Source organism: Lishizhenia tianjinensis (assembly GCF_900116425.1).
Taxonomy (GTDB): domain Bacteria; phylum Bacteroidota; class Bacteroidia; order Flavobacteriales_D; family Crocinitomicaceae; genus Lishizhenia; species Lishizhenia tianjinensis.
The window spans coordinates 413,319-434,354 of record NZ_FPAS01000002.1 but is presented as its reverse complement, the minus strand read 5'-3'; the positions used below and the strand labels follow the sequence as shown (position 1 = coordinate 434,354).

Sequence of the window (21,036 nt, the reverse complement as noted above, 5' to 3'; positions counted from 1 at the left end):
TGTGTTTCCAAAGTTATATACATTGAACCAAATTAACTACATTGGCACAAGACAATGATTGCATTAGAATTAATAACAGAAGAGATTCCACCACTAAAACACTCTGATTCAGGAGAAACAGCGTTAAGATGGATGGAAGAATTCAAAGTTGAGCACTTGCCAGTTTTGAAAGGGAATAACTTTGTGGGATTAGTTTCTGAAGAAAACATACTCGACAGGAATGATATTGAACAAAGTTTGGACAAACTCTTCGATCATTTACCCCGTCCTTACGTAAAACAACACGTTCACATCTACGAAATATTGGCCAAAATTTCTGACGAAAAAATTACAGCCGTACCCGTATTAGACGATCATGAAAATTATGTAGGAGTGATAGACATCAAACGCTTGATGCAGCACATCGCCGATACAGGAAGCATGAAGGAAGTGGGTGGGATAATTGTATTAGAAATTGCACAGCATGATTATTCTTTGGCACACATTGCACAAATCGTTGAATCTGATAACGCTAAAATTTTAAGTGCTTATGTTTCCTCTCTACCAAGTTCTACAAAGTTGGAGGTAACCCTTAAAATTAACCAAACAGAATTGGGTAGAATCATCCGTTCTTTGGAGCGTTACGACTACATTGTGAAAGCTTCTTACCAGAAGAACACCTACCACGAAGATTTGAAAAACAGATACGACGAGTTGATCAATTACCTCAATATTTAAGTATGAAAGTTGCCGTTTATTGCCGTAAGTTAATCAAACAACACATTCCCCAATACGCTAAGTTTTTCAATATTTTAAATGATTTTGGATGGCAACCCGTTGTGCATTCAGACTTCAAACAACAGCTGATTAAAAAAGTTGGAATGGGACATCACTTTGATGAATTCGATTCTCATTTTGATTTAGCGACAGGTATAGATTTGGCCGTTTCCATTGGAGGTGATGGAACCTTTTTAAGAACCGTTAGTTATGTTCGCGCAAGTGGCGCTCCAATTTTAGGGATCAACATGGGGCGTTTAGGTTTCTTAGCCAATGTTAATGAAGAAAGTTTGGATGAGGCCATGCAAAAGGTGAAAGAAAAGAAATACGTTCACCAAAGCAGGTCTTTATTACGTGTAGAAACAGCCGACAATATTTTTGGTGAAGACAATTTGGCCATGAATGAGCTCACACTTCACAAAAAGGACACTTCATCCATGATAACCGTTCACGCAAGTTTGGAAGGTAAATACTTAAACTCATACTGGGCTGATGGATTGATTGTAGGTACACCTACAGGTTCTACAGCTTATTCTTTGAGTTGTGGAGGTCCAATTATTACTCCCGGTTGTCAGGTACACATACTTACACCTATTGCTCCGCACAATTTAAATGTAAGACCCGTTGTGGTTCCCGATCACATGCCGATTAAACTGCAAGTTGAAGGAAGAGACAGATCTTACCTCATGTCCTTAGACTCCATTTCGAAACCCATAAAAAATGGTACAGAAGTAACAGTCAAAAAGGCTGAATTCATGATCAACGTGGTGAAGTTTGAAGAGAACAACTTCCTAGACACCATACGTGCAAAAATGATGTGGGGAGTGGATAAAAGAAATTAGGTTAGATAGCTAGACAACTAGAGTTTAAATTTCTGGAAAGTTAGACTGTAGAAATAATAGATATTGAAAGGATGAACATTGCGTTTGTCCTTTTTTTATGGATAGATTTTTTTATGAGGATAAAACCAACTAACTTTGTATCCAACTAGATACAACCTATCTAGTGTACTTTATTGAAAAAACTGTAGAATTTGACAAATGGCTCAGAAAACTTAAAGACCTCAGGGCTAAGGCCAAAATTTTGTTTAGAATTCAAAAACTTGAACGCGATGAACATTTTGGAGAATGCAAGCAGCTCGGAGATGGATTACATGAACTGAAAATAAACTATGCAAAAGGTTATAGAATTTACTTTAAAGAAGTAGATGGAAAAATCATTCTTCTACTAATGGGTGGAGACAAGTCCACACAACAAAAGGACATAAAAAAGGCTCGAGAGATTTGGGCAAAATTAAACGCTTAATAATGGAAACTTCTAGATTTGATATAGCAGACTACTTAGATAGCAAAGAAATGATAGCTGAATACCTTAACACTGTGATAGAAAGTGGTGAGGACAAGGACATCATTATGGCTATAGGACATATTGCCAAAGCTATAGGTATGAGTAAAATTGCTGAACAAACGGGTATGAGCAGACCGAGCTTGTATAAAGCCCTATCAGAAGGTGCAAAACCACAATTCTCAACAATTATGAAAGTATTAAAAGCTATCGGTGGGCAAATACAAATTCTACCCACTCCCTCTTTTGAAAAATAATTTTCATCAATACAATTTTTGATAAGACAAATATTGAAAAAAGGATGAACATGGCGTTTGTCCTTTTTTATTTACGGTGCACGCCTTTATACATTTTTTGTCACTTTTTAGAGTTGAATAATAAAACGAATTGTAGTACGTTTGTGCTTTAGAATTATGAATCAAGTATTTCGCATCATCACGTTTCTTTTACTTTTAGTGGTTGTTCCATTAAAAAACTATGCCCAGCACGATCATTTTTGGTCGAAATCTGAGTTAGGCTTTACGGTAGGTGGAAGTTACTACATCGGTGATTTGAATAGATTCGGTCATTTTAACAACTCCAACCTTTCGGGTGGTTTAATTTTTAGACACAATTATAATTCTCGTGTTGCCTTACGCGTTTCCTTAACCTATGGAAAAGTAGAAGCCTATGATTCTTTGGCCAACAACGATTATCAACTCAATAGAAATTTAAGCTTTGAAAGCACCATATTCGAAGGTGCCGTAGGATTTGAATTCAATTACTTCAATTACAAAATTGGAAACAAAAAATACTATGCTACTCCTTTCATGTTTGCGCAAGTAGGTATGGCACGCATCAACCCAAAAGCCGAACTCAACGGTGAACTACACGAACTCCAACCACTAGGAACAGAGGGTCAGGGAACGGAATTGAATGGGAATGACTATTACAGTCGCATGCAATTGGTGGTACCTATGGGCTTTGGTTTTAAAATCAATTTGGGTGAAAAAGCTGCAGTTAACATTCAATATGGCATACGTAAAACCTTTACAGATTACCTGGATGATGTTGGAGATTTTTATGTTGACAATATTGCATTGGGTTCTCGTAACGGTGATTTATCTGCAGCCTTTGCTGATAGAAGTGCAACGTTAAATCCAGCAGGAAGCAAACGTGGAAACCCAAACACTAAAGATTGGTACAGTACTTTCGGCATAGGTTTATCTTTTAAACTGGGTAGTCCGAGAACCTGTTCTTTTAGAACCGAACAACGCAATCGCCACATCATCTGGTGGAAAAATTTGTAAAGGTCCGTTTCGAGTTTGAGAAAATTCAGTAAAGCTTGTGAGTATCTAGCAAGAGATATAATATGTGGTATCAACCCCAAAGGCCACAAAGCTTTTCACAGCATTCACTCAAAATAAAAAAAACCTCAAATCTTCAAATCATTGAATTGTTGAATCATTGAATCGTTAAATCATTGAATTGTTGAATTCAAAAAACTGTAACCCAATTTCCCTCTCCTTAAATAATTCATCTTTCTTAATTCTCCATTCTGAATTAAATTTATCTTTGCCTCCAGTATATGTTATCGGTTAAAGAAATAAAAGCTCCTATTGCAAGCGAATTAGACGAATTTGAGATTCGTTTCAAGCAAACCATGCAATCCAAAGTTCCGCTTTTAGATAAAATCACTACTTATATCATCAAAAGAAAAGGGAAGCAAATGCGACCTATGTTTCTTTTTCTAACGGCAAAAATGTTGGGAGAAATTAGTGATGACACCTATAACTCTGCTTCCTTAATTGAACTCCTCCATACCGCAACGCTGGTTCATGATGACGTTGTAGATGATGCCAATGAAAGACGTGGTTTCTTCTCTGTAAACGCCTTGTGGAAAAACAAAATTGCCGTTTTAGTAGGAGATTACATGCTATCTCGCGTCTTGTTACTTTCCATAGAAAACAAGAAGTTTAGATCCTTGGAAATCGTTGCCCGTGCTGTGCGTGAAATGAGTGAAGGAGAATTGCTGCAGATAGAAAAAGCGAGTAAGCTAGATATTACCGAAGAGGTTTATTTTGAAGTCATTCGTCAGAAAACAGCGAGTTTAATTTCTTCGTGTTGTGAAGCTGGAGCTGTTTCTGTTCAACGTGAAGATCAAGCCGAAAACATGCGTAAGTTTGGAGAGCTTATTGGATTGGCTTTTCAAATTAAAGATGACATCTTCGATTATGGAACTCCAGGTAAAATTGGAAAACCAACGGGTATAGATATCAGGGAACGTAAAATGACTTTACCGCTTATATATGTGGTTAATACAGCTCCCAAAGAAGTAAGAAATGAATTACTCAATATTGTTCGTCGTCACAACGAAAAACCAAAAAAAGTACAACGTGCCGTTCAATTGGTTATAGAACATGGAGGTATAGATTACGCCTATCAGCGTATGCTCAAATTAAAAGACGAGGCTTTGGAGTATTTAAAAGATGTTCCTTCTTCTCCGGCCAAGGACTCAATACTTGGTTTAGTAGAGTACACAATCACCCGTGAAAAGTAGGATACCCTCCCAACTCTTCTTCTTTTTTCTTAAGTTTGATTTTTACTAATTGTATTCAAAATAATACGCATGAAGCATCTTAAATTTTTAACTGCAGTTTTACTATCAACTACCTTAGTTGCTTGTGGAAGCTCCGATGAAAAAAAGGAGAACAAGACAGAAGAACAAAGCATAGATTTGGCAAGTCTTCCTTTAAAAGATACTACAGATAATAACATTTATCAGGAGTGGTATGAGGGACATAAACAAATTAAAATTAAAGGTGGTTTAGATAAGGATGGAAAACGTCACGGCGTTTGGAAATTCTATGACGTAGATGGAAAGGATAGAAGTATTACTACCTACAAAAACGGTTTACGTCACGGACACACTGTTGTTTATTACCCAAATGGAATGTTGAATTACAAAGGTGAATACGACAACGACAGTACCGTTGGTGAATGGAAATTTTACATGCCAGACGGTTCAATTAGTAAAATAGTAAACTACGACGAAGAAAAATAAATGGCTAGAATCCCCCAACATATCATAGATGAGATCATGGAAACCTCGCGCATCGAGGAGGTGATCGGGGAATTTGTGAACTTGAAAAGAGCAGGTTCGTCTTTGAAAGGATTGAGTCCCTTCACGGATGAAAAAACGCCCTCTTTCATTGTTTCACCGGCCAAACAAATCTTCAAATGTTTCTCTACAGGTAAAGGAGGTACGGTTGTTACTTTCTTAATGGAAAAGGAACACTTTTCTTATCCTGAGGCGTTAAGATGGCTCGCGGATAAATATCACATAGAACTTCCTGAAGAAAAACCCTTAACGCCCGAAGAGCAAGAACAACTTACAGAGCGTGAGAGTTTACACATCGTGAATGATTTTGCAAAGGATTTCTTTGTGGAACACATGCACGAAAGTGACGAAGGAAAAGCTATTGCCCTCTCCTACTTTAGGGAAAGAGGTTTGCGCGATGATATCATTAAAAAATTCCAATTAGGATTTTGTCCGCAAAACAGTAAGTCGCTCACAGAAGTTGCACTTGAAAAAGGTTACCAACTCAAGTATTTAAAACAAGTTGGTTTAACCAAAGAGAAAGAGGGAAGAACCTTTGATTTCTTTAGAGGAAGGGTAATGTTCCCCATACATTCTGTTTCCGGTAAAACACTTGGTTTCGGTGGTAGAACACTCAAGAGCGATAAGAAAATTGCCAAATACTTCAATTCTCCCGAAAGTATTATCTACAACAAAAGTGAAGTGTTGTATGGACTATACTTTGCCAAGGGAGATATGATTAAATATGACAACTGTTATCTGGTAGAAGGATATACAGATGTTATTTCTATGCACCAAGCGGGTATAGAGAATGTTGTTGCCTCTTCTGGTACCAGTTTAACAACGGGTCAAATTCGATTAATCAAGCGTTACACCAACAATATTACTATACTTTATGATGGTGACGCGGCGGGTATTAAAGCCAGTTTTAGAGGGATAGACCTTATTTTGGAGGAAGGACTCAACGTAAAAGTTGTACTCTTCCCAGATGGAGATGACCCTGATTCTTACTCGAAAAAAGTAAGTTCTACTGAACTTCAAGAATATATAGACGAACACAAACAAGATTTTGTATCGTTTAAAACAGATTTGCTTTTAGGTGAAGGTGGAGATGATCCACTAAAAAGAGCAACCTTGATCAAAGACATTGTTGCTTCTATTGCGCTTATCCCCGACTCTATTACCCGTCAGGTATACTTGCAAAACACAGCAACGCGCTTTGAAATGCCGGAGCAAACTTTGTTGATAGAGCTCAACAAGCTCAGAGGTCAGCATCAACAGCAAGCGGCAAAAGCGGCACAACGTGCACAGCAACGTCCGCCACAACAGCAAACCCAAACAACACCTACACAAAAGGCTCCTCAAAAGGCACAAATACCAGAGGACATGCCCCCGGATGATTTCTTTGACGCACCTTTCCCAGACATGCCCGATGAGGCCATGATGGCGCAAGGAGGTGGTGCAATGGTATCTACACCGCAACCTGTAGTTAAGGAAGAAAAATATTACGCCAATGAGTTAGACCTCATCCGTATTCTCTTAAAATATGGAACAAGAGCCATAGAAAGTGAACACAAAGATGAATTGGGTCAAACAGAAATCGTTGAAAGCTCTGTTATTGAATTGGTCGTTTACGAAGTAGAACGCGATGAATTGGGCTTTACTTCTCCGGTATTGGCTAAAATTTACAAGGTCTTTAAAGAAGGAGTGAATGAAAACATTCTTTACGGAGTGAAGCATTTCTTAAGAAGTGATGACCAAGATATAGTGCGAGTAGTCAGCGAAATAGAATCCAGTCCTTTTGAATTAAGTAGACATTGGATGGAGAAGCACAACATAGACATCAACCAAGAAATACATCGTTTAAACCAAGCCGTTTTGGGTGCCCTTTATTCTTTTAAGATTTGTAAAATCAACGAAAGAATAGACGAAATAAGAGATATCTTTAAAAATGACACCAACCTTGACGATGAAAAAATGATGGATTTATTGGCAGAACAAATGGCTTTGGAAAAAGTAAAAGGTAAATTTGCTACAAAACTGGGAAGAATAATTTTATGAGTTTGTTATCCATTTTCGATTGGTCATTTCCTCTAGGTGCCTATAGAGCAAACCTAGAGATGGTCTTGTTATGGCTGCTCATCTTTGGAGTAGGTTTTATCATAGATAAAATCATTAAAAAGTACGTTAAGCGCTTTATTAAAAGATCCAACTTAGGGATAGAAAACAAGAAGGTAACCATCCTTCGTATCTTAAGTCAAATTCTCTTTCTGATCACTTTTGTTATCGCTTTTCAAGTCTTTAGAGTTGGTGATTTAAATGAAGGAAAGAACATTTCTCTAAGTGCTTTTATGGAGTACAACCTCATTGAGGTAAAGCAAATTAAGATCAGTATAGTTGATGTATTTTTAATTATCATCACCTTGGTACTTGCCCGCTTGGCGGTGAACATCATCAAGCTCCTTTTATCCAGAAGGTTTAAAAACAACCCTGATTTCGATGAAGGAACCGAGTATGTATATGTTCAATTAACCAAGTACATCATTTACATTTTTGCGGGAATTATTTCCCTGCAAATGATAGGCTTAAACTTAGATATATTGATAGGTGGGGGGGCCGCCTTATTGGTTGGTTTAGGACTTGGTTTGCAAGATGTGTTTAGAGACTTCTTCTCTGGTCTAATCCTTTTGTTTGAGGGAACCATCAAAGTTGGAGATATTGTTGAGATACAAGACAATGCCAGCTCTAAACCCATTATAGCAAGAGTGCTGAATATTAACGTAAGAACTTCTAAAATTCAAACCCGAGAAGGAACAACCCTTATTATTCCTAACTCTAAACTTACGCAAGAAAATGTGGATAACTGGAGTTTAGGAAGTGAATTAACGCGTTTCTCTATTCCAGTGGGTGTTGCATACGGAAGTAACACTGAACAAGTAAGAGACCTTTTAAAACAAGCTGCTCTTTCTCATCCAAAAGTTAAGAAAACCCACCCTGTATTTGTGCGTTTGTTGAACTTTGGAGATAATGCTTTGGAAATGGATTTGGTATTCTGGGCCGATCAAAGTTGGGAGATAGAAAAATTTAAATCTGATATCCGTTTTGAGATAGACCGATTATTTAGAGAATATAACATTACTATACCTTTCCCTCAGCGCACGGTACATTATGCTTCAGACAGAGGGGTAGAGCCTTTATCAAGTAACAATGTGGTTCATGATCCGGATGAAATCATAGATCCCAACGAACCTTTTAGAAAAGGAGATTACAGATAAAAAAAACCCTCCCCAAAACAGTTTTTGGGGAGGGATTTTTTATTCCTATACTATCGTTTACGAATTCGCACAAGCCGTTTCCAACTTTGGCAAACTCGTTTGTTTGATTGCTCCATAACCTCCGGCTACATCAATCAAATTCTCTGCTTCGTATCCATTTCTCAACAAAATAGAAATTGCAATTACACTGCGGTAACCACCGGCACAGTGAATGTGGTAGGTAGCATCTTTATCCAATGCATCCAATTGCTCGTTGATGTAATCCAATGGATAGTGGTCTGCCATTTCCAAGTGAGAAGATTCCCACTCTCCTGGTTTACGAACATCAACCACATTGTATAGATCTATATTTGCCGCTAATTCTTCTGCAGAAATACTTGTAATGGTTTCAATTTCTAAACCACCTTCACGTGCAGTTTCTACTCCACCTTTTAAGTATCCTATTGTGTTGTCGTAACCAACTCTTGCCAAACGCAAAACAGTTTCTTCTTCCATTCCCTCTGGCGTAATCAATACGATAGGCTGGTTGATGTCTTCTATCAAAGCTCCAACCCACATTGCAAAGGCTCCATTGATTCCAATAAACATAGATCCTTTGATGAATCCTTTGATGAAATCAAACTGTGTTCTTACGTCTAAAATCAACGCTCCTTTTTCAACTTCAGTTTTGAATTCTTCTAAGGTCAATGCTTTTGTACCTGAAGTCAACACCTCATCTATGCTCGTATATCCTTCTTTGTTCATACGTGCATTTTTAGGGAAGTATTGAGGTGGAGGTAAAATACCTGTAGTTACTTCTTGTATGAATTCTTCTTTGGTCATATCCGCTCTCAAGGCATAGTTGGTAGCTTTCTGCTCACCCAATGTACCTACCGTTTCAGAACTCATGTTTTTACCACATGAAGATCCCGCTCCGTGACCCGGGTAAACGATTACATCATCCCCTAAAGGCATAATTCTATTGCGCAAAGAATCGAATAACATTCCAGCCAGGTCTTCTTGCGTTAAATCTCCCTTGATTGCTAAATCTGGTCGACCAACATCTCCTAAGAACAACGTATCCCCGGAGAAGATGGCGTGTTCTTTTCCATTTTCATCTATCAATAAAAAAGTAGATGATTCTGGTGTATGTCCGGGCGTATGTAAAACCTTAATTTTCACATCCCCTATCTCAAATATTTGATTGTCTTCTGCCACTACAACATCGTAATTGGTTGTAGCTGTTGGACCATAAACGATAGCTGCTCCTGTTTTCTTTGCCAAATCTATGTGACCCGATACAAAATCTGCATGGAAGTGGGTTTCAAAGATGTATTTGATCTTTGCTCCGTTTTCCGTGGCCATATCTATATAAGGTTGTGTCTCTCTTAAAGGATCTATAATTGCTGCTTCTCCATTACTCTCGATGTAATATGCCGCTTCAGCCATGCATTTCGTATAGATTTGTTCAATTTTCATGTGTGTCCATTTTCTGTGGTTTACAAAATTTGCGTTTTTTCTTCACAATGGAAAGAAGATTTCGATAATTTTAGGGCAATATTGACAAAAAACAATTTATATGACATTCAGAATAATTGCTGTAGCACTTATCTCATTATTAATCACTTCTTGTGTAAGTACAAAAATCCCCAACTTTAAGTTAGAAGAGGGAATTTACGCCGAAATAGAAACCAACAGAGGAGTAATGCTTTTGAACTTGGAATACAAAAAAGCTCCCTTAACGGTTGCCAATTTTGTGGGACTCGCTGAAGGGAATTTAACGGTTTTCGACACGGTAACATTTGACCAACCATATTACGATGGATTAATCTTTCACCGTGTGATTCAAAACTTCATGATACAAACCGGAGACCCGAAGGCAAATGGTACAGGCGGACCAGGGTACCGTTTCTTTGATGAAACAGACAATGGGTTAACCCACCACGATGCTGGCGTTTTGTCTATGGCCAATGCCGGACCAAACACCAATGGGAGTCAATTTTTTATTACCCACAGAAGTACTGCCCATTTGAATGGTATTCACACGGTGTTCGGGCACATCGTTGTGGGGCAAGATATCGTAGACCAAACCAAACAAGGTGATACGATTAAGGAATTAAAAATCATTCGCGTAGGTAAAGAGGCTAGAAAATTTGATGCAACAAAAACCTTCAAAATAGAATACGAAAAGCGTAAATACTTGTTTGAAGAAGAGCAAAAAAGAAAAGCAGAATTGCAAAAACAAAACATGGCCCGCATGCAGAAATGTAAAACCATGAACATTTCTGAATACAAAGAGTATTTTAAATCTATCGTATTAGAAAAAGATAGCACGGCTGTACAAACTGCTTCTGGTTTAATGTATGCCGTTTTAGAAGAAGGGGAAGGTAAAAACCCAGAACGTGGTGACAAATTACAAGTGCACTACATCGGAACCCACTTCTACGGAGATAAATTCGATTCATCTTACGATAGAAACCAACCTTTATCAATCAACTATCAAATCCAAGGTATGATACCTGGGTTTGACGAGGCTTTAGCTTTGTCTAAAAAAGGAAGTAAAATCGTAGCATATATTCCTTACTACCTCGCTTATGGCGCACAAGGTAGACCGGGAATTGGTCCTTACGCCGATTTAATATTCAGTGTAAGTTTGGTTGATATTCAATAAGAAATTAAATTCTTAAATTTTTGAATACTTGAATTTTAAGGGCTTGCTTTTTCGCAGGCCCTTTCTTATGTCCATTCTTAACATAGCCTCACCTAATTCGTCATGTATTTCACACATAAAGTGTCATGCAAACAACCAAGCTCAGCCAATTCGGTTAACAACATTACACTTACCAATTTGTAGCGAAATTTAGAATGATTATTTGAAGGCTTTGTTTGATATTTGCCCCCAATGAATGTAGCAGACAACATAAATATTATTCGTCATTTAACGATCAACAGGTTTTGGAACTTGATAAAGCTTGGCCTTTCTTATCAACGCGCTAAGCTCTTTAAAAAGTTTGATGCTACTGCACTTCCTTTTGCAGCAAGTATAGAACCTACAACAGCCTGTAATTTAAGTTGTCCGGAGTGCCCTAGCGGACTCAAACAATTCACGCGCTCTACCGGGAAATTGGGTGTAGAAGAAAACAAACAAATGCTTCGCAACATAGGAAAGCAGCTGTTTTATGTTAACTATTACTTTCAAGGAGAACCTTTTTTAAATCCTAATTTCTTACAGCTCATTAAGGATGCTAAACGTCAACGTATTTATACGGCAACTTCTACAAATGCCCATTTCATTACAGAAGGTAATGCTAGAGATATTGTAAGTTCAGGTTTAGACAGACTCATTATTTCCATAGACGGCTTAACCCAAGAAACCTATGAGCAGTATAGAAAGAATGGTAAACTCGATAAAGTAATTGCCGGTACAAAAGCTTTGGTAGAAGCCAAACGAAAACTCAACTCTAGTACCCCTCATTTAATCTTTCAATTTTTGGCTGTAAAACCAAACGAACATGAAATTCCAAAGGTGTTTGAATTGGCCAAAGAGATGGAAATTGATGAGGTAAGAATTAAAAGTGCACAACTCTACGACTATAAAAATGGGAACGTATTGATACCCGAAAACCCAAAGTATAGCAGGTATGTAAAGGGGAGAAATGGTCAATATAAACCCAAGTACAAATTAGCCAATAAATGTTGGCGTATGTGGAGCTCTACTGTACTTACCTGGGATGGAAAAGTTGTTCCTTGCTGCTTCGATAAAGACGCGAAACATGTATTGGGATGTGCCACCTCTACTCCTTTCAGAAGAATTTGGCATTCTCCGGCTTATCAGAATTTCAGAAAATCTGTTTTTACGGGAAGAAATCAAGTGGAGATTTGTAAGAATTGCTCAGAGGGCGCAAAGGTTTGGGTATAAGAAAGTAACTTTTGGTGCGTTAAATTGTTACATTTAATAAAAAATGCACCATGAAAATCTTGAACACATTAATAAGCCTTTCCCTTCTTTCACTTTCATTTGCTCAAGAGAAAACCTTAGAGCTTACAAGCGCTATAAGTGATGTAAAACTCTACCTAACAGCGGGAGAAATTACACGCAACGCAAAATTAGAACTTGCCCAAGGAAGGAACAAAATCATTTTTAAAGGCATCTCTGCTTATGCCGACCCTGCCAGTTTACAGTTTTCGGGCGACAAAGATTTCACCATCGTTTCTACCAGTACGGAAATGGATTTTTTCACAGTAGAAAATCTAAACGACCGTTTGAATGAATTAAAAGATTCCCTTCAGTATTTCCAACGTGCAAACGACAAAATCAACAACAAGCAACAAGGTATTCACGCAGAAATTGAAGTCCTTAAAAAGAATAACTATTTCGGAAATTCTACGGAGAGAATTAGTATAGAAGACTTGGCAAAAACAGCCGATTTCTATAAAGAAAGATTGGAAAAGGCAAACAATGCATTGAGTGATCTCAACTACCAAAGAACGGCAAACACATTAGAAATCAATCGTATTCGAAGAGAATTAACCGACATTACTTTTAAAGAAAATGAAAGATCTAATCAAGTAATCATTTTGGTTGATGTAGCTCAAAAAACGAGTTTAAATGCAACGCTGCGCTATATGGTTTCTGACTGTGGTTGGGCAGCAACTTATGATTTAATTGCCCAAGATGTAAATCAACCCATAGACTTTTTATACAAAGCCCAAGTATATAACAATACGGGTAACGACTGGGAAAATGTGAACCTCATCCTCACTACAAACGACCCGAATTTAGACGCTTCCTTACCTGTTTTAAAAACTTGGCAGGTAAATCAGAGTTTAGTTCAGCGCCAAAACATCGATTATCGCTTCGGCTATGTTGCACCGTCAAGCTCTGGTATGTTTGAAAACAGAAGCAAAGCAAAGATGAATGTTTCGAACATGAACCAACGTGCATACGACACCTACGTCTTAGGAAATCAAGAAGCAGCAAACCAAGGAATGGTTCTGAATGGAAGTTATGATTACAGTAATAATGCGGGAGCTGGAACTGGATTTGGAAGTGACCAAATTCGTCAAAAAACCAAGGAAAATGTTCCTATGCAATCTATACAAATCTCTCAAATTGCAGTCGACTTCCCTATTGCCTATCCTTTCTCAGTGCCTTCAGACATGAAACCTTATACTGTTCTCATCAAGAAGCACGCATTAAACGCTAACTTCTCTCACATGGCCGTACCTAAAATGGCCAAGGAAGCTTACTTACTCGCCAACATAGCGGGATGGCAAAAATTAGATTTAATACCCGGTAGCACGGAAATTTACTTTGGTGGAAATTACATAGGATCTTCTTACTTAAGTACAGAAATTACTTCAGATACTCTAAAACTTTCTTTTGGTAGAGATGCCCAAGTTATGGCACACAGAAAATTGATTTCTAAGACTTCTCAAAAACAGATGATAGGTGGTAATAAAAAGGATACTTATGTCTATGAAGTCACCTTGAAAAACAACCGTTCTACAGCAGTTAAGCTAAATATATTGGATCAAATCCCTGTAAGTGCCTCAAGTGAAATAACTGTTGAAGCATTGGAATACGCTGGAGCTACTTACAATACAGACAATGGTGAATTGGAATGGACAGAAACACTTGAACCAGGAGCAAGTAAAATCCTTCGCATATCTTTCGCGGTGAAATATCCAGAAAAATTCGAATTCAGAGTTCAACAATACAGAACTATAGCTGCACCAAGATTTTTATAAAAAACAACCACCCTAAAGCGGCCTACAGACGGGGTTTTTAGGGTGGTTTTGCTGTTAAAAAAAGTTAAGCACAATTTTAACATTTAATCTTATTTTACCTTCGAAACAAATCTCAAGCTTGAAAAAACTCAGTTTACGAAATATTGCCCTGCTTATTAGTCTGGCCATCTTGGTTTTAGTAGGTTTACAGCTGTACCAATCCGTACAATTGTACCATCAGAAATCAGATGCCTACAGTAAGCGTATAGAGAATACTTTATCGAGTTTGGTCATTAAGCATGAGAAAGCTTCAGATTTTAGGAACTACGCGCCCATTTTTGGTCAGGAATTTAGAACCCAATACAAAAGTGCTTTAATTGAAGAATTTCAAAACCTCTTTCCCGTAGAAGAAAGTGTATCCATTACAGACACTATAATTGTAGAGCAAGGAGAAGCTCAAAACTACTATTACATCTTTGGAAAATCTTTTGATTCGCTTTCGGGTGTAACTGCCACACACAGTGTTTTGGTTAAAGACATGAATGATGGTAACGCCATGAAATATGCCTCTTCTACCAAAGATTCTTTAGACATAGCAGCACAATTAGATAGAAGAGTAAAAACACAACTCTTTAGCAAATCAAAGTTTGTGAATCAAAAGATGATAGACATTTTCCGCAACATCTCTTCTCAAACACCACAGCAACGTATTGATTTGGCCTTTTTAGATACGGTGATACAAAATGTACTACGTCAAGCCAACATCAATTCAGATTACACCTATGCCATTACCGATAAGAATGGCGAAATAATTCCCTTTCCGGCCTACACGGATAAATACGATCTCAAGTTAGCACAAAAACACACCTACATCGCCCGTTTGTTCCCCGGAAATGTTTTCGATGCCGACCTCTTTTTAAACATACATTTCAATGAGATGAATGTGGAGCTTTTCTCGGAAATGTGGTTAACGCTTTTGGTTAGTATTCTATTAATTTCCTTGGTGATTACTTCTTTCATTGTTCTATTTAAAACCATCTTAAAACAAAAGAGATTATCAGAGGTAAAGAATGATTTCATCAACAATATGACCCACGAATTTAAAACGCCTATAAGTACAATTTCTTTGGCTTGTGAAGCGTTAACCGACAAAGACATGATGGCTAGTAACCCAGATGCCGTACTTCCTTTTGTTGGGATGATCAGCGATGAGAACAAGCGATTGGGTAATTTGGTGGAAAGAATTTTACAGAGTGCAGTAATCGATAAGGGAGAAATTAAATTAAAACGAGAAGCGCTTGATTTAAATGAAATTGTAAGCAAGGTGGTTGGAAAAGCCAAACTTAGGTTAGATGCTAAACACGGAGAGTTCAAACTCCATTTAGCACCGGGAAGCATACCTTTTACGGGCGACCACGTTCATACAACAAACATCATTTCTAATTTGGTAGACAATGCGATAAAATATTCGAAAGACCAAGCATCGATTACCATTACAACAGAAAAAACAGATAACTATATACGCGTGAGTGTAGCAGATACAGGAATAGGAATTAAAGCCGAACATTTGGATAAAGTCTTTGATAAACTCTACCGTGTACCTACCGGAAACCTGCATGATGTGAAGGGTTTTGGATTAGGATTAAGCTACGTAAAAGCCATAGCCGATTTAGAAGGATGGCAGGTAAACGCAGAAAGTACCTTTGGAAAAGGGTCAACATTTACGATAACGATCAATAAATAACGCCATGAAAAACTTAAAAATCTTATTAGCCGAAGACGACGAAAATTTAGGAACACTACTCAACACCTTTTTAAAAGCAAAAGGATTTGATGTAGAATTAGCCCGCAATGGAAAATTGGCGCTGCAGAAATTCACCGAGGCTGAATTCGACTTCCTCATCTTCGACGTAATGATGCCAGAAATGGATGGATTTACCTTGGCCAAAGAAATAAGAGAATTAGATAAAAAAACTCCCATACTTTTCCTTACCGCTAAAAGCATGAAGGAAGACAAACTGGAAGGCTTTAAAATTGGTGCGGACGATTATTTGACCAAGCCCTTTAGCATGGAAGAACTATTGGCGCGTATAGAAGCTATTTTAAGAAGAACGGCTCAACCGCAGGAAGAAGAAGCAAGTACTTACCAAATCGGGACCATCGCTTTCGATCCTGAAATGCGCATGTTGCATTTAAAAGAACCCAAGAAACTTACCACCAAAGAAAACCAATTGTTGAAACTCTTGGCCAAAAACAAAAATGATGTTTTGGACAGAAACGCAGCCCTCAGAGCCATTTGGGGAGATGATAATTACTTCAATGGGCGTAGCATGGATGTTTACATTGCCAAGTTGCGTAAACTATTAAAAGAAGATCCAGCCATAGAAATCATGAACGTCCACGGAAAAGGATTTAAGTTGATCGATAAAGCCTAAGGCTTATATATTAATACATAAAAACTGCTTTCATTTCGGGAGCAGTTTTTTTTAGATAGCTAGAGGTCTAGATTTCTAGAATAGTGCTTTACTCAAAAAAAAGCAGTAATCCTTCAAATTTTCAAATCCATCAAATCTTTGAATTGTTGAATCCTTGAATCTTTGAATCATTAAATCTTTGAATCTTTGAATTCACCCCCCTCTAACTCAAACACATTAACCACTCAAACACATTTGACAACCAGTCACCCACTCCCTTAACCACTCCCCTCCTTGTGGCATCAAATTTGGATTTCCACCTTCATAATTTTAAAAACTTATAATTATGATCGCGAAAAAAAATCCTAAGTTCAACTTAGAAAAAAACAGAATGGCCTATCTACAACTCGGCCTTTTCATCGGAGCTTCGATGATACTCACCGCCTTTACTTGGAAAACACCAACGAGCAATGCCGAAAAGCAGCGTGCCATGCAACTGGCCGATATACCAGTAGAGGTTATTCCTAAAATGGAAAAGATGGAAGAGCAACCCGAGGAGGAAGTATTCCAACCGCAAGAGGATCCCACTCCACCTCAAGACAATCAGGCGCAACAAAATGCATTGGATTTAAACCAAGACTTACAAACTCAACAAAACAAAGACAAAGATGTAGATCCAAGTATTAATCCAGACATAGTTGACCACATCAAAATTGGAGACAGTGATTTACCGGAATTAGGAGAACCACCCGTATTAGATGCACCGGTTGAGTACCCCGATGAAGATGCTATTTTTCCAGGAGGACCCCATGAAATGAAAAAGTTCATTCTCAACCAAGCCGAGTATCCTGCTTACGACCTTCAAATGGGGAATAAGGGAAAAATATATGTCCTCTTCATCATTGAAAAGGATGGAAGCGTCAGCAACGTGAAAACACTAAACTCAATTTCTAAAGGTTTAGATCGCGAAGCGATACGTATAGTTAAAAGTATGCCGAAATGGACACCAGCGGTGAAAGACGGTGAAAAGGTTAGAACCTTTGTCCGTATCCCTATTAATTTCGAAACCTTTTAAACGTATCAGCCTCAATGTGTCCAGCTTACTTTGGTAGGCTGGATTTTTTATTTCCTATTTTTAGGAAGCTCTTAAATGTTCACTAACTTTATCCAAAATAAATGATCAATCCCATATGAAGTTAATTTTAACCACACTATTAATCACTTTGAGTTTTGGTATTTTCTCTCAACACGATTACCTCGATTTTTGGAATACCTTAACCCCTTACGAAAGTAATTCAACTCATCCTAAACTCAGAGAATTCAACAATTTCCATTTCGTGGGTTGCAACAATGATGGAGACCAAAGTCCAACAAAACTTCAAGATTCTTACGGTGGATATGATGCGTGGATTATTAAATCGAACCAGATCTATAACAATATCACCAACATTACAATTGGAGCAAGTGAAGATGAAGAATTTGTAGATCTTATCTATTCCACCAATACCAATCATGTATTTGTTGCTCTCAATGTTAAAAACACCAGCATAGGTGGAAACTTAACCAGCACCCGCAAAGGTGAATGGTGTGGTGTGTTAGTAAAATTAGATACGAATTTGAACATAATAGATCAATATGTTTACGGAGGAAGTGGTGTGGATAAAATTCATGCCTTGAAAGAATTTCCAAATGGAGACCTTCTTCTTGTTCTTATCTCTGACTCTCCAGCAAACGCTCAAAAATCAGAAGATTCTGAATTCTCAGATATATGGGCATTGAGAGTGAATTATCTCGGTGGAATCATTTGGGAAAATACACTCAAAGCCGATCAATACGAAAGTTTAGCAGAGGCCGAACTTGTCGGTGAAAGTGTTTACATCATCTCAGGCACAGACTCCGGAGTAGGGTTTGATAAAACAGAGCCTAGTTTAGGATACAGAAATGCTTGGGTAACTAAGCTTGATAAAGATGGGAATCTGCTATGGGATAAAAATTTAGGAGGATCTGTTTTAGAAGACGATTTTAAAATACTCGGATTCAACAATAAAATTCATGTGGCTATGACCACCACCTCTCCAAGTAATGCCTTAAAATCAGAAGATATAAGTGGGCCTAATGACATGTGGTATGTTCAGTTAGACACCAACGGAAACCTGCTACTGGAAAATTCAATTGGATCAGATGGACCAGACGGACTATTAAATTTAGAGGTTATTCACAACAAGGTAGTACTCGCATGTCATACCAATGGTCCAGCAAGTGGAGACAGAACCATACACACGAACTATAACAATATTTGGATGGCCTTTTTAGATACGTTAGGAGACCTTTCCTACCAAAGTCTTTGCCTCATCAACTCGGTTCATAGTCCCCCGCACTTATTGGTAACGGGAAATAATACGTACACCTATGCATATATTGTAAAAAATAACCCCTGGTATGGATACATGAGGTTTAACGATTACAATAATATTTTATCCGTACAAGAACAAATGTCCACAAGTGGAATTTACATCTACCCCAACCCAACGGAAAACTTTGTAAACATTAGCCTAGAAAACCAAGAGGTAATTCAAGACATTCAAGTCATGGATATACAGGGCAAAGAAGTTTTAAAAACTACTCAAAGCACCATAAATATGGAAACTTTAAACCAAGGAATCTATCTGATAAAAGTTAGCACCAAATCGGGGAGTACTTATACAGAACGCATTTTCAAGAAATAGTCTAGCAATCTAGAACTCTAGATATCTAGACCTCTAAAAAAAAGCCGTTACCCAATTAAGGATAACGGCTTTTTAGTATTTCAAACTATAGATGAAACTATAGTGATCCAATCATTTTAGAAGGAACCACCCACTCATCGTATTCTTCTGGAGTTACATACCCTAAACGTACTGCTTCTTCTTTCAAAGTCGTACCGTTTTGGTGAGCTGTGTTTGCAATCTCAGCTGCTTTGTAGTAACCAATTTTAGTATTCAAAGCTGTAACCAACATCAATGAGTTGTTTACCAACTCGTCGATACGCTTGTGGTTAGGCTCAATTCCATCTGCACAGTGCTCAGCAAAAGAAACACATGCATCTCCAATTAAACGTGCCGATTGCAACAAGTTCGCTGCCATCATTGGTTTGAATACGTTTAATTCGTAGTGACCTTGAGTACCACCAACAGTTACAGCCACATCGTTACCCATAACTTGTGCACACACCATGGTCATTGCCTCACATTGCGTAGGGTTAACTTTACCTGGCATGATAGAAGATCCTGGCTCGTTTGCTGGGATAATGATTTCTCCAATTCCAGAACGTGGTCCTGAAGCCATCATACGGATATCGTTAGCAATCTTGTTTAAAGAAACTGCCAATTGCTTCAATGCTCCATGAGATTCTACTATCGCATCGTGTGCCGCCAAAGCTTCGAATTTGTTCTCAGCAGTGATGAAAGGTAAACCTGTAAATTCAGCAATGTACTTCGCCACTAAAACGTCGTAACCTTGAGGTGTGTTGATACCTGTACCAACTGCAGTACCTCCTAATGCTAATTCAGAAAGGTGAGCCAAGGTGTTTTTCAATGCTTTTAAACCGTGGTCTAATTGAGAAACGTAACCAGAAAACTCTTGTCCTAAAGTTAAAGGAGTCGCATCCATCAAGTGCGTTCTACCAATTTTTACCACATCTTTAAATGCTTTTGCTTTTGCATCCAAAGTATTTCTTAATCTTTCTACACCAGGAATTGTTGTTTCTACAATCATTTTGTAAGAAGCAATGTGCATTCCTGTTGGGAAAGTATCGTTAGAAGATTGAGATTTGTTTACGTCATCATTTGGTGCCAATAAACGCTCTCCTTCTCCTAATTTGTTACCAGCTAAAACATGACCTCTGTTGGCGATTACCTCGTTAGTGTTCATGTTAGACTGTGTTCCAGAACCTGTTTGCCAGATTACCAATGGAAACTGATCGTTTAACTGGTTGTCTAAAATTTCGTCACATACTTTAGAAATCAAGTCTCTTTTCTCTGCTGCCAAAACACCCAATTCACAGTTCGCGTGCGCTGCTGCTTTTTTCAAGTAAGCAAATCCGTGAACTACCTCTAAAGGCATAGAAGCTTCTGGACCAATTTTAAAGTTGTTTCTAGAACGCTCTGTTTGCGCTCCCCAATACTTATCGGCAGGTACTTTTACCTCCCCCATAGTATCTTTTTCTATTCTATATTCCATAATTCTATTGTATGAACGATTTATTTATTTAATTTTACCGCAAGTAAATTATTGATCACAAAAATAAGATTAAGATGAGTATTTTCGGAATAGTTTTGTTTCTTTTAATCGCTGGAATGGCATTTTGGTTAATTACCTTCTTATTAGGTTTCGCTGTACCATTCTGGATTACTTTAGGTGCATTTGAGCAACTAAAGCCAAAAAGAGTTTTTGAAGAAGAAGACAAATAGGTTAACACTCG

The 21,036-nt window shown here is 37.9% G+C and carries 19 protein-coding genes; 17 read left to right on the top strand and 2 right to left on the bottom strand.

Annotation, left to right across the window (positions count from 1 at the left end; translation table 11 throughout):
• Nucleotides 1-54 precede the first annotated feature (54 nt).
• From BM327_RS08495 to BM327_RS08455, 9 genes are all read left to right on the top strand, one after another.
• Nucleotides 55-717, top strand: a complete 663-nt coding sequence (locus tag BM327_RS08495) for a CBS domain-containing protein (protein ID WP_090248314.1) — start codon at nucleotides 55-57, stop codon at nucleotides 715-717.
• A gap of 2 nt (nucleotides 718-719) precedes the next feature.
• Nucleotides 720-1,598, top strand: a complete 879-nt coding sequence (locus BM327_RS08490) for an NAD kinase (RefSeq protein ID WP_090248312.1) — start codon at nucleotides 720-722, stop codon at nucleotides 1,596-1,598.
• Nucleotides 1,599-1,761: 163 nt separating this feature from the next.
• Nucleotides 1,762-2,061, top strand: a complete 300-nt coding sequence (locus BM327_RS08485) for a type II toxin-antitoxin system RelE/ParE family toxin (protein ID WP_090248309.1) — start codon at nucleotides 1,762-1,764, stop codon at nucleotides 2,059-2,061.
• A gap of 2 nt (nucleotides 2,062-2,063) precedes the next feature.
• Entirely contained in the window at nucleotides 2,064-2,357 is a 294-nt protein-coding gene (locus BM327_RS08480) for an addiction module antidote protein (protein WP_090248306.1), read from the top strand.
• Nucleotides 2,358-2,513: 156 nt separating this feature from the next.
• Nucleotides 2,514-3,389, top strand: coding sequence for a type IX secretion system protein PorG (porG, locus tag BM327_RS08475; RefSeq protein ID WP_090248303.1), 876 nt, complete (start codon nucleotides 2,514-2,516; stop codon nucleotides 3,387-3,389).
• Between the two features lie 278 nt (nucleotides 3,390-3,667).
• Complete coding sequence (locus tag BM327_RS08470) at nucleotides 3,668-4,639, top strand: polyprenyl synthetase family protein (RefSeq protein WP_090248300.1); 972 nt, start codon at nucleotides 3,668-3,670, stop codon at nucleotides 4,637-4,639.
• A gap of 69 nt (nucleotides 4,640-4,708) precedes the next feature.
• The gene (locus BM327_RS08465; protein WP_090248298.1) at nucleotides 4,709-5,143 is read left to right on the top strand and encodes a toxin-antitoxin system YwqK family antitoxin; all 435 of its coding nucleotides are present in this window, start codon (nucleotides 4,709-4,711) and stop codon (nucleotides 5,141-5,143) included.
• On the top strand, nucleotides 5,144-7,240 hold the full coding sequence (gene dnaG, locus BM327_RS08460; RefSeq protein ID WP_090248295.1) for a DNA primase: 2,097 nt from the start codon (nucleotides 5,144-5,146) through the stop codon (nucleotides 7,238-7,240). It abuts the gene before it with no gap.
• Nucleotides 7,237-8,454, top strand: coding sequence for a mechanosensitive ion channel family protein (locus BM327_RS08455; RefSeq protein ID WP_090248291.1), 1,218 nt, complete (start codon nucleotides 7,237-7,239; stop codon nucleotides 8,452-8,454). The genes dnaG and BM327_RS08455 overlap by 4 nt, the downstream gene beginning before the upstream one ends.
• A 57-nt stretch (nucleotides 8,455-8,511) precedes the next feature.
• On the opposite strand, the gene BM327_RS08450 is transcribed toward BM327_RS08455, so the two are convergent.
• Nucleotides 8,512-9,912 carry an MBL fold metallo-hydrolase gene (locus BM327_RS08450; RefSeq protein WP_090248287.1) on the bottom strand — a complete coding sequence of 467 codons (1,401 nt, stop codon included), beginning with the start codon at nucleotides 9,910-9,912 and terminating at the stop codon, nucleotides 8,512-8,514.
• 100 nt (nucleotides 9,913-10,012) lie between these two features.
• On the opposite strand from BM327_RS08450, the gene BM327_RS08445 reads away from it, so the two are divergent.
• From BM327_RS08445 to BM327_RS08415, 7 genes are all read left to right on the top strand, one after another.
• A complete protein-coding gene (locus BM327_RS08445; protein WP_244526206.1) occupies nucleotides 10,013-11,104 on the top strand; it encodes a peptidylprolyl isomerase in 1,092 nt (363 codons plus the stop codon).
• Between the two features lie 231 nt (nucleotides 11,105-11,335).
• Nucleotides 11,336-12,352: a radical SAM/SPASM domain-containing protein gene (locus BM327_RS08440; protein WP_090248285.1), complete on the top strand. Its 1,017-nt coding sequence runs from the start codon at nucleotides 11,336-11,338 to the stop codon at nucleotides 12,350-12,352.
• Between the two features lie 50 nt (nucleotides 12,353-12,402).
• Nucleotides 12,403-14,184, top strand: coding sequence for a DUF4139 domain-containing protein (locus BM327_RS08435; RefSeq protein WP_090248282.1), 1,782 nt, complete (start codon nucleotides 12,403-12,405; stop codon nucleotides 14,182-14,184).
• Nucleotides 14,185-14,302: 118 nt separating this feature from the next.
• Entirely contained in the window at nucleotides 14,303-15,907 is a 1,605-nt protein-coding gene (locus BM327_RS08430) for a sensor histidine kinase (RefSeq protein ID WP_090248279.1), read from the top strand.
• 4 nt (nucleotides 15,908-15,911) lie between these two features.
• On the top strand, nucleotides 15,912-16,598 hold the full coding sequence (locus BM327_RS08425; RefSeq protein WP_090248276.1) for a response regulator transcription factor: 687 nt from the start codon (nucleotides 15,912-15,914) through the stop codon (nucleotides 16,596-16,598).
• Between the two features lie 325 nt (nucleotides 16,599-16,923).
• Nucleotides 16,924-17,652: an energy transducer TonB gene (locus tag BM327_RS08420; protein ID WP_090248272.1), complete on the top strand. Its 729-nt coding sequence runs from the start codon at nucleotides 16,924-16,926 to the stop codon at nucleotides 17,650-17,652.
• A gap of 115 nt (nucleotides 17,653-17,767) precedes the next feature.
• The gene (locus tag BM327_RS08415) at nucleotides 17,768-19,303 is read left to right on the top strand and encodes a T9SS type A sorting domain-containing protein (protein ID WP_090248270.1); all 1,536 of its coding nucleotides are present in this window, start codon (nucleotides 17,768-17,770) and stop codon (nucleotides 19,301-19,303) included.
• Between the two features lie 97 nt (nucleotides 19,304-19,400).
• Here the strand turns inward: BM327_RS08415 and fumC are convergent, their stop codons facing one another.
• A complete protein-coding gene (gene fumC, locus BM327_RS08410; RefSeq protein WP_090248268.1) occupies nucleotides 19,401-20,795 on the bottom strand; it encodes a class II fumarate hydratase in 1,395 nt (464 codons plus the stop codon).
• Between the two features lie 74 nt (nucleotides 20,796-20,869).
• Between fumC and BM327_RS15865 the strand changes: the two genes are divergently transcribed.
• On the top strand, nucleotides 20,870-21,025 hold the full coding sequence (locus BM327_RS15865; protein WP_170853718.1) for a hypothetical protein: 156 nt from the start codon (nucleotides 20,870-20,872) through the stop codon (nucleotides 21,023-21,025).
• Nucleotides 21,026-21,036 lie beyond the last annotated feature (11 nt).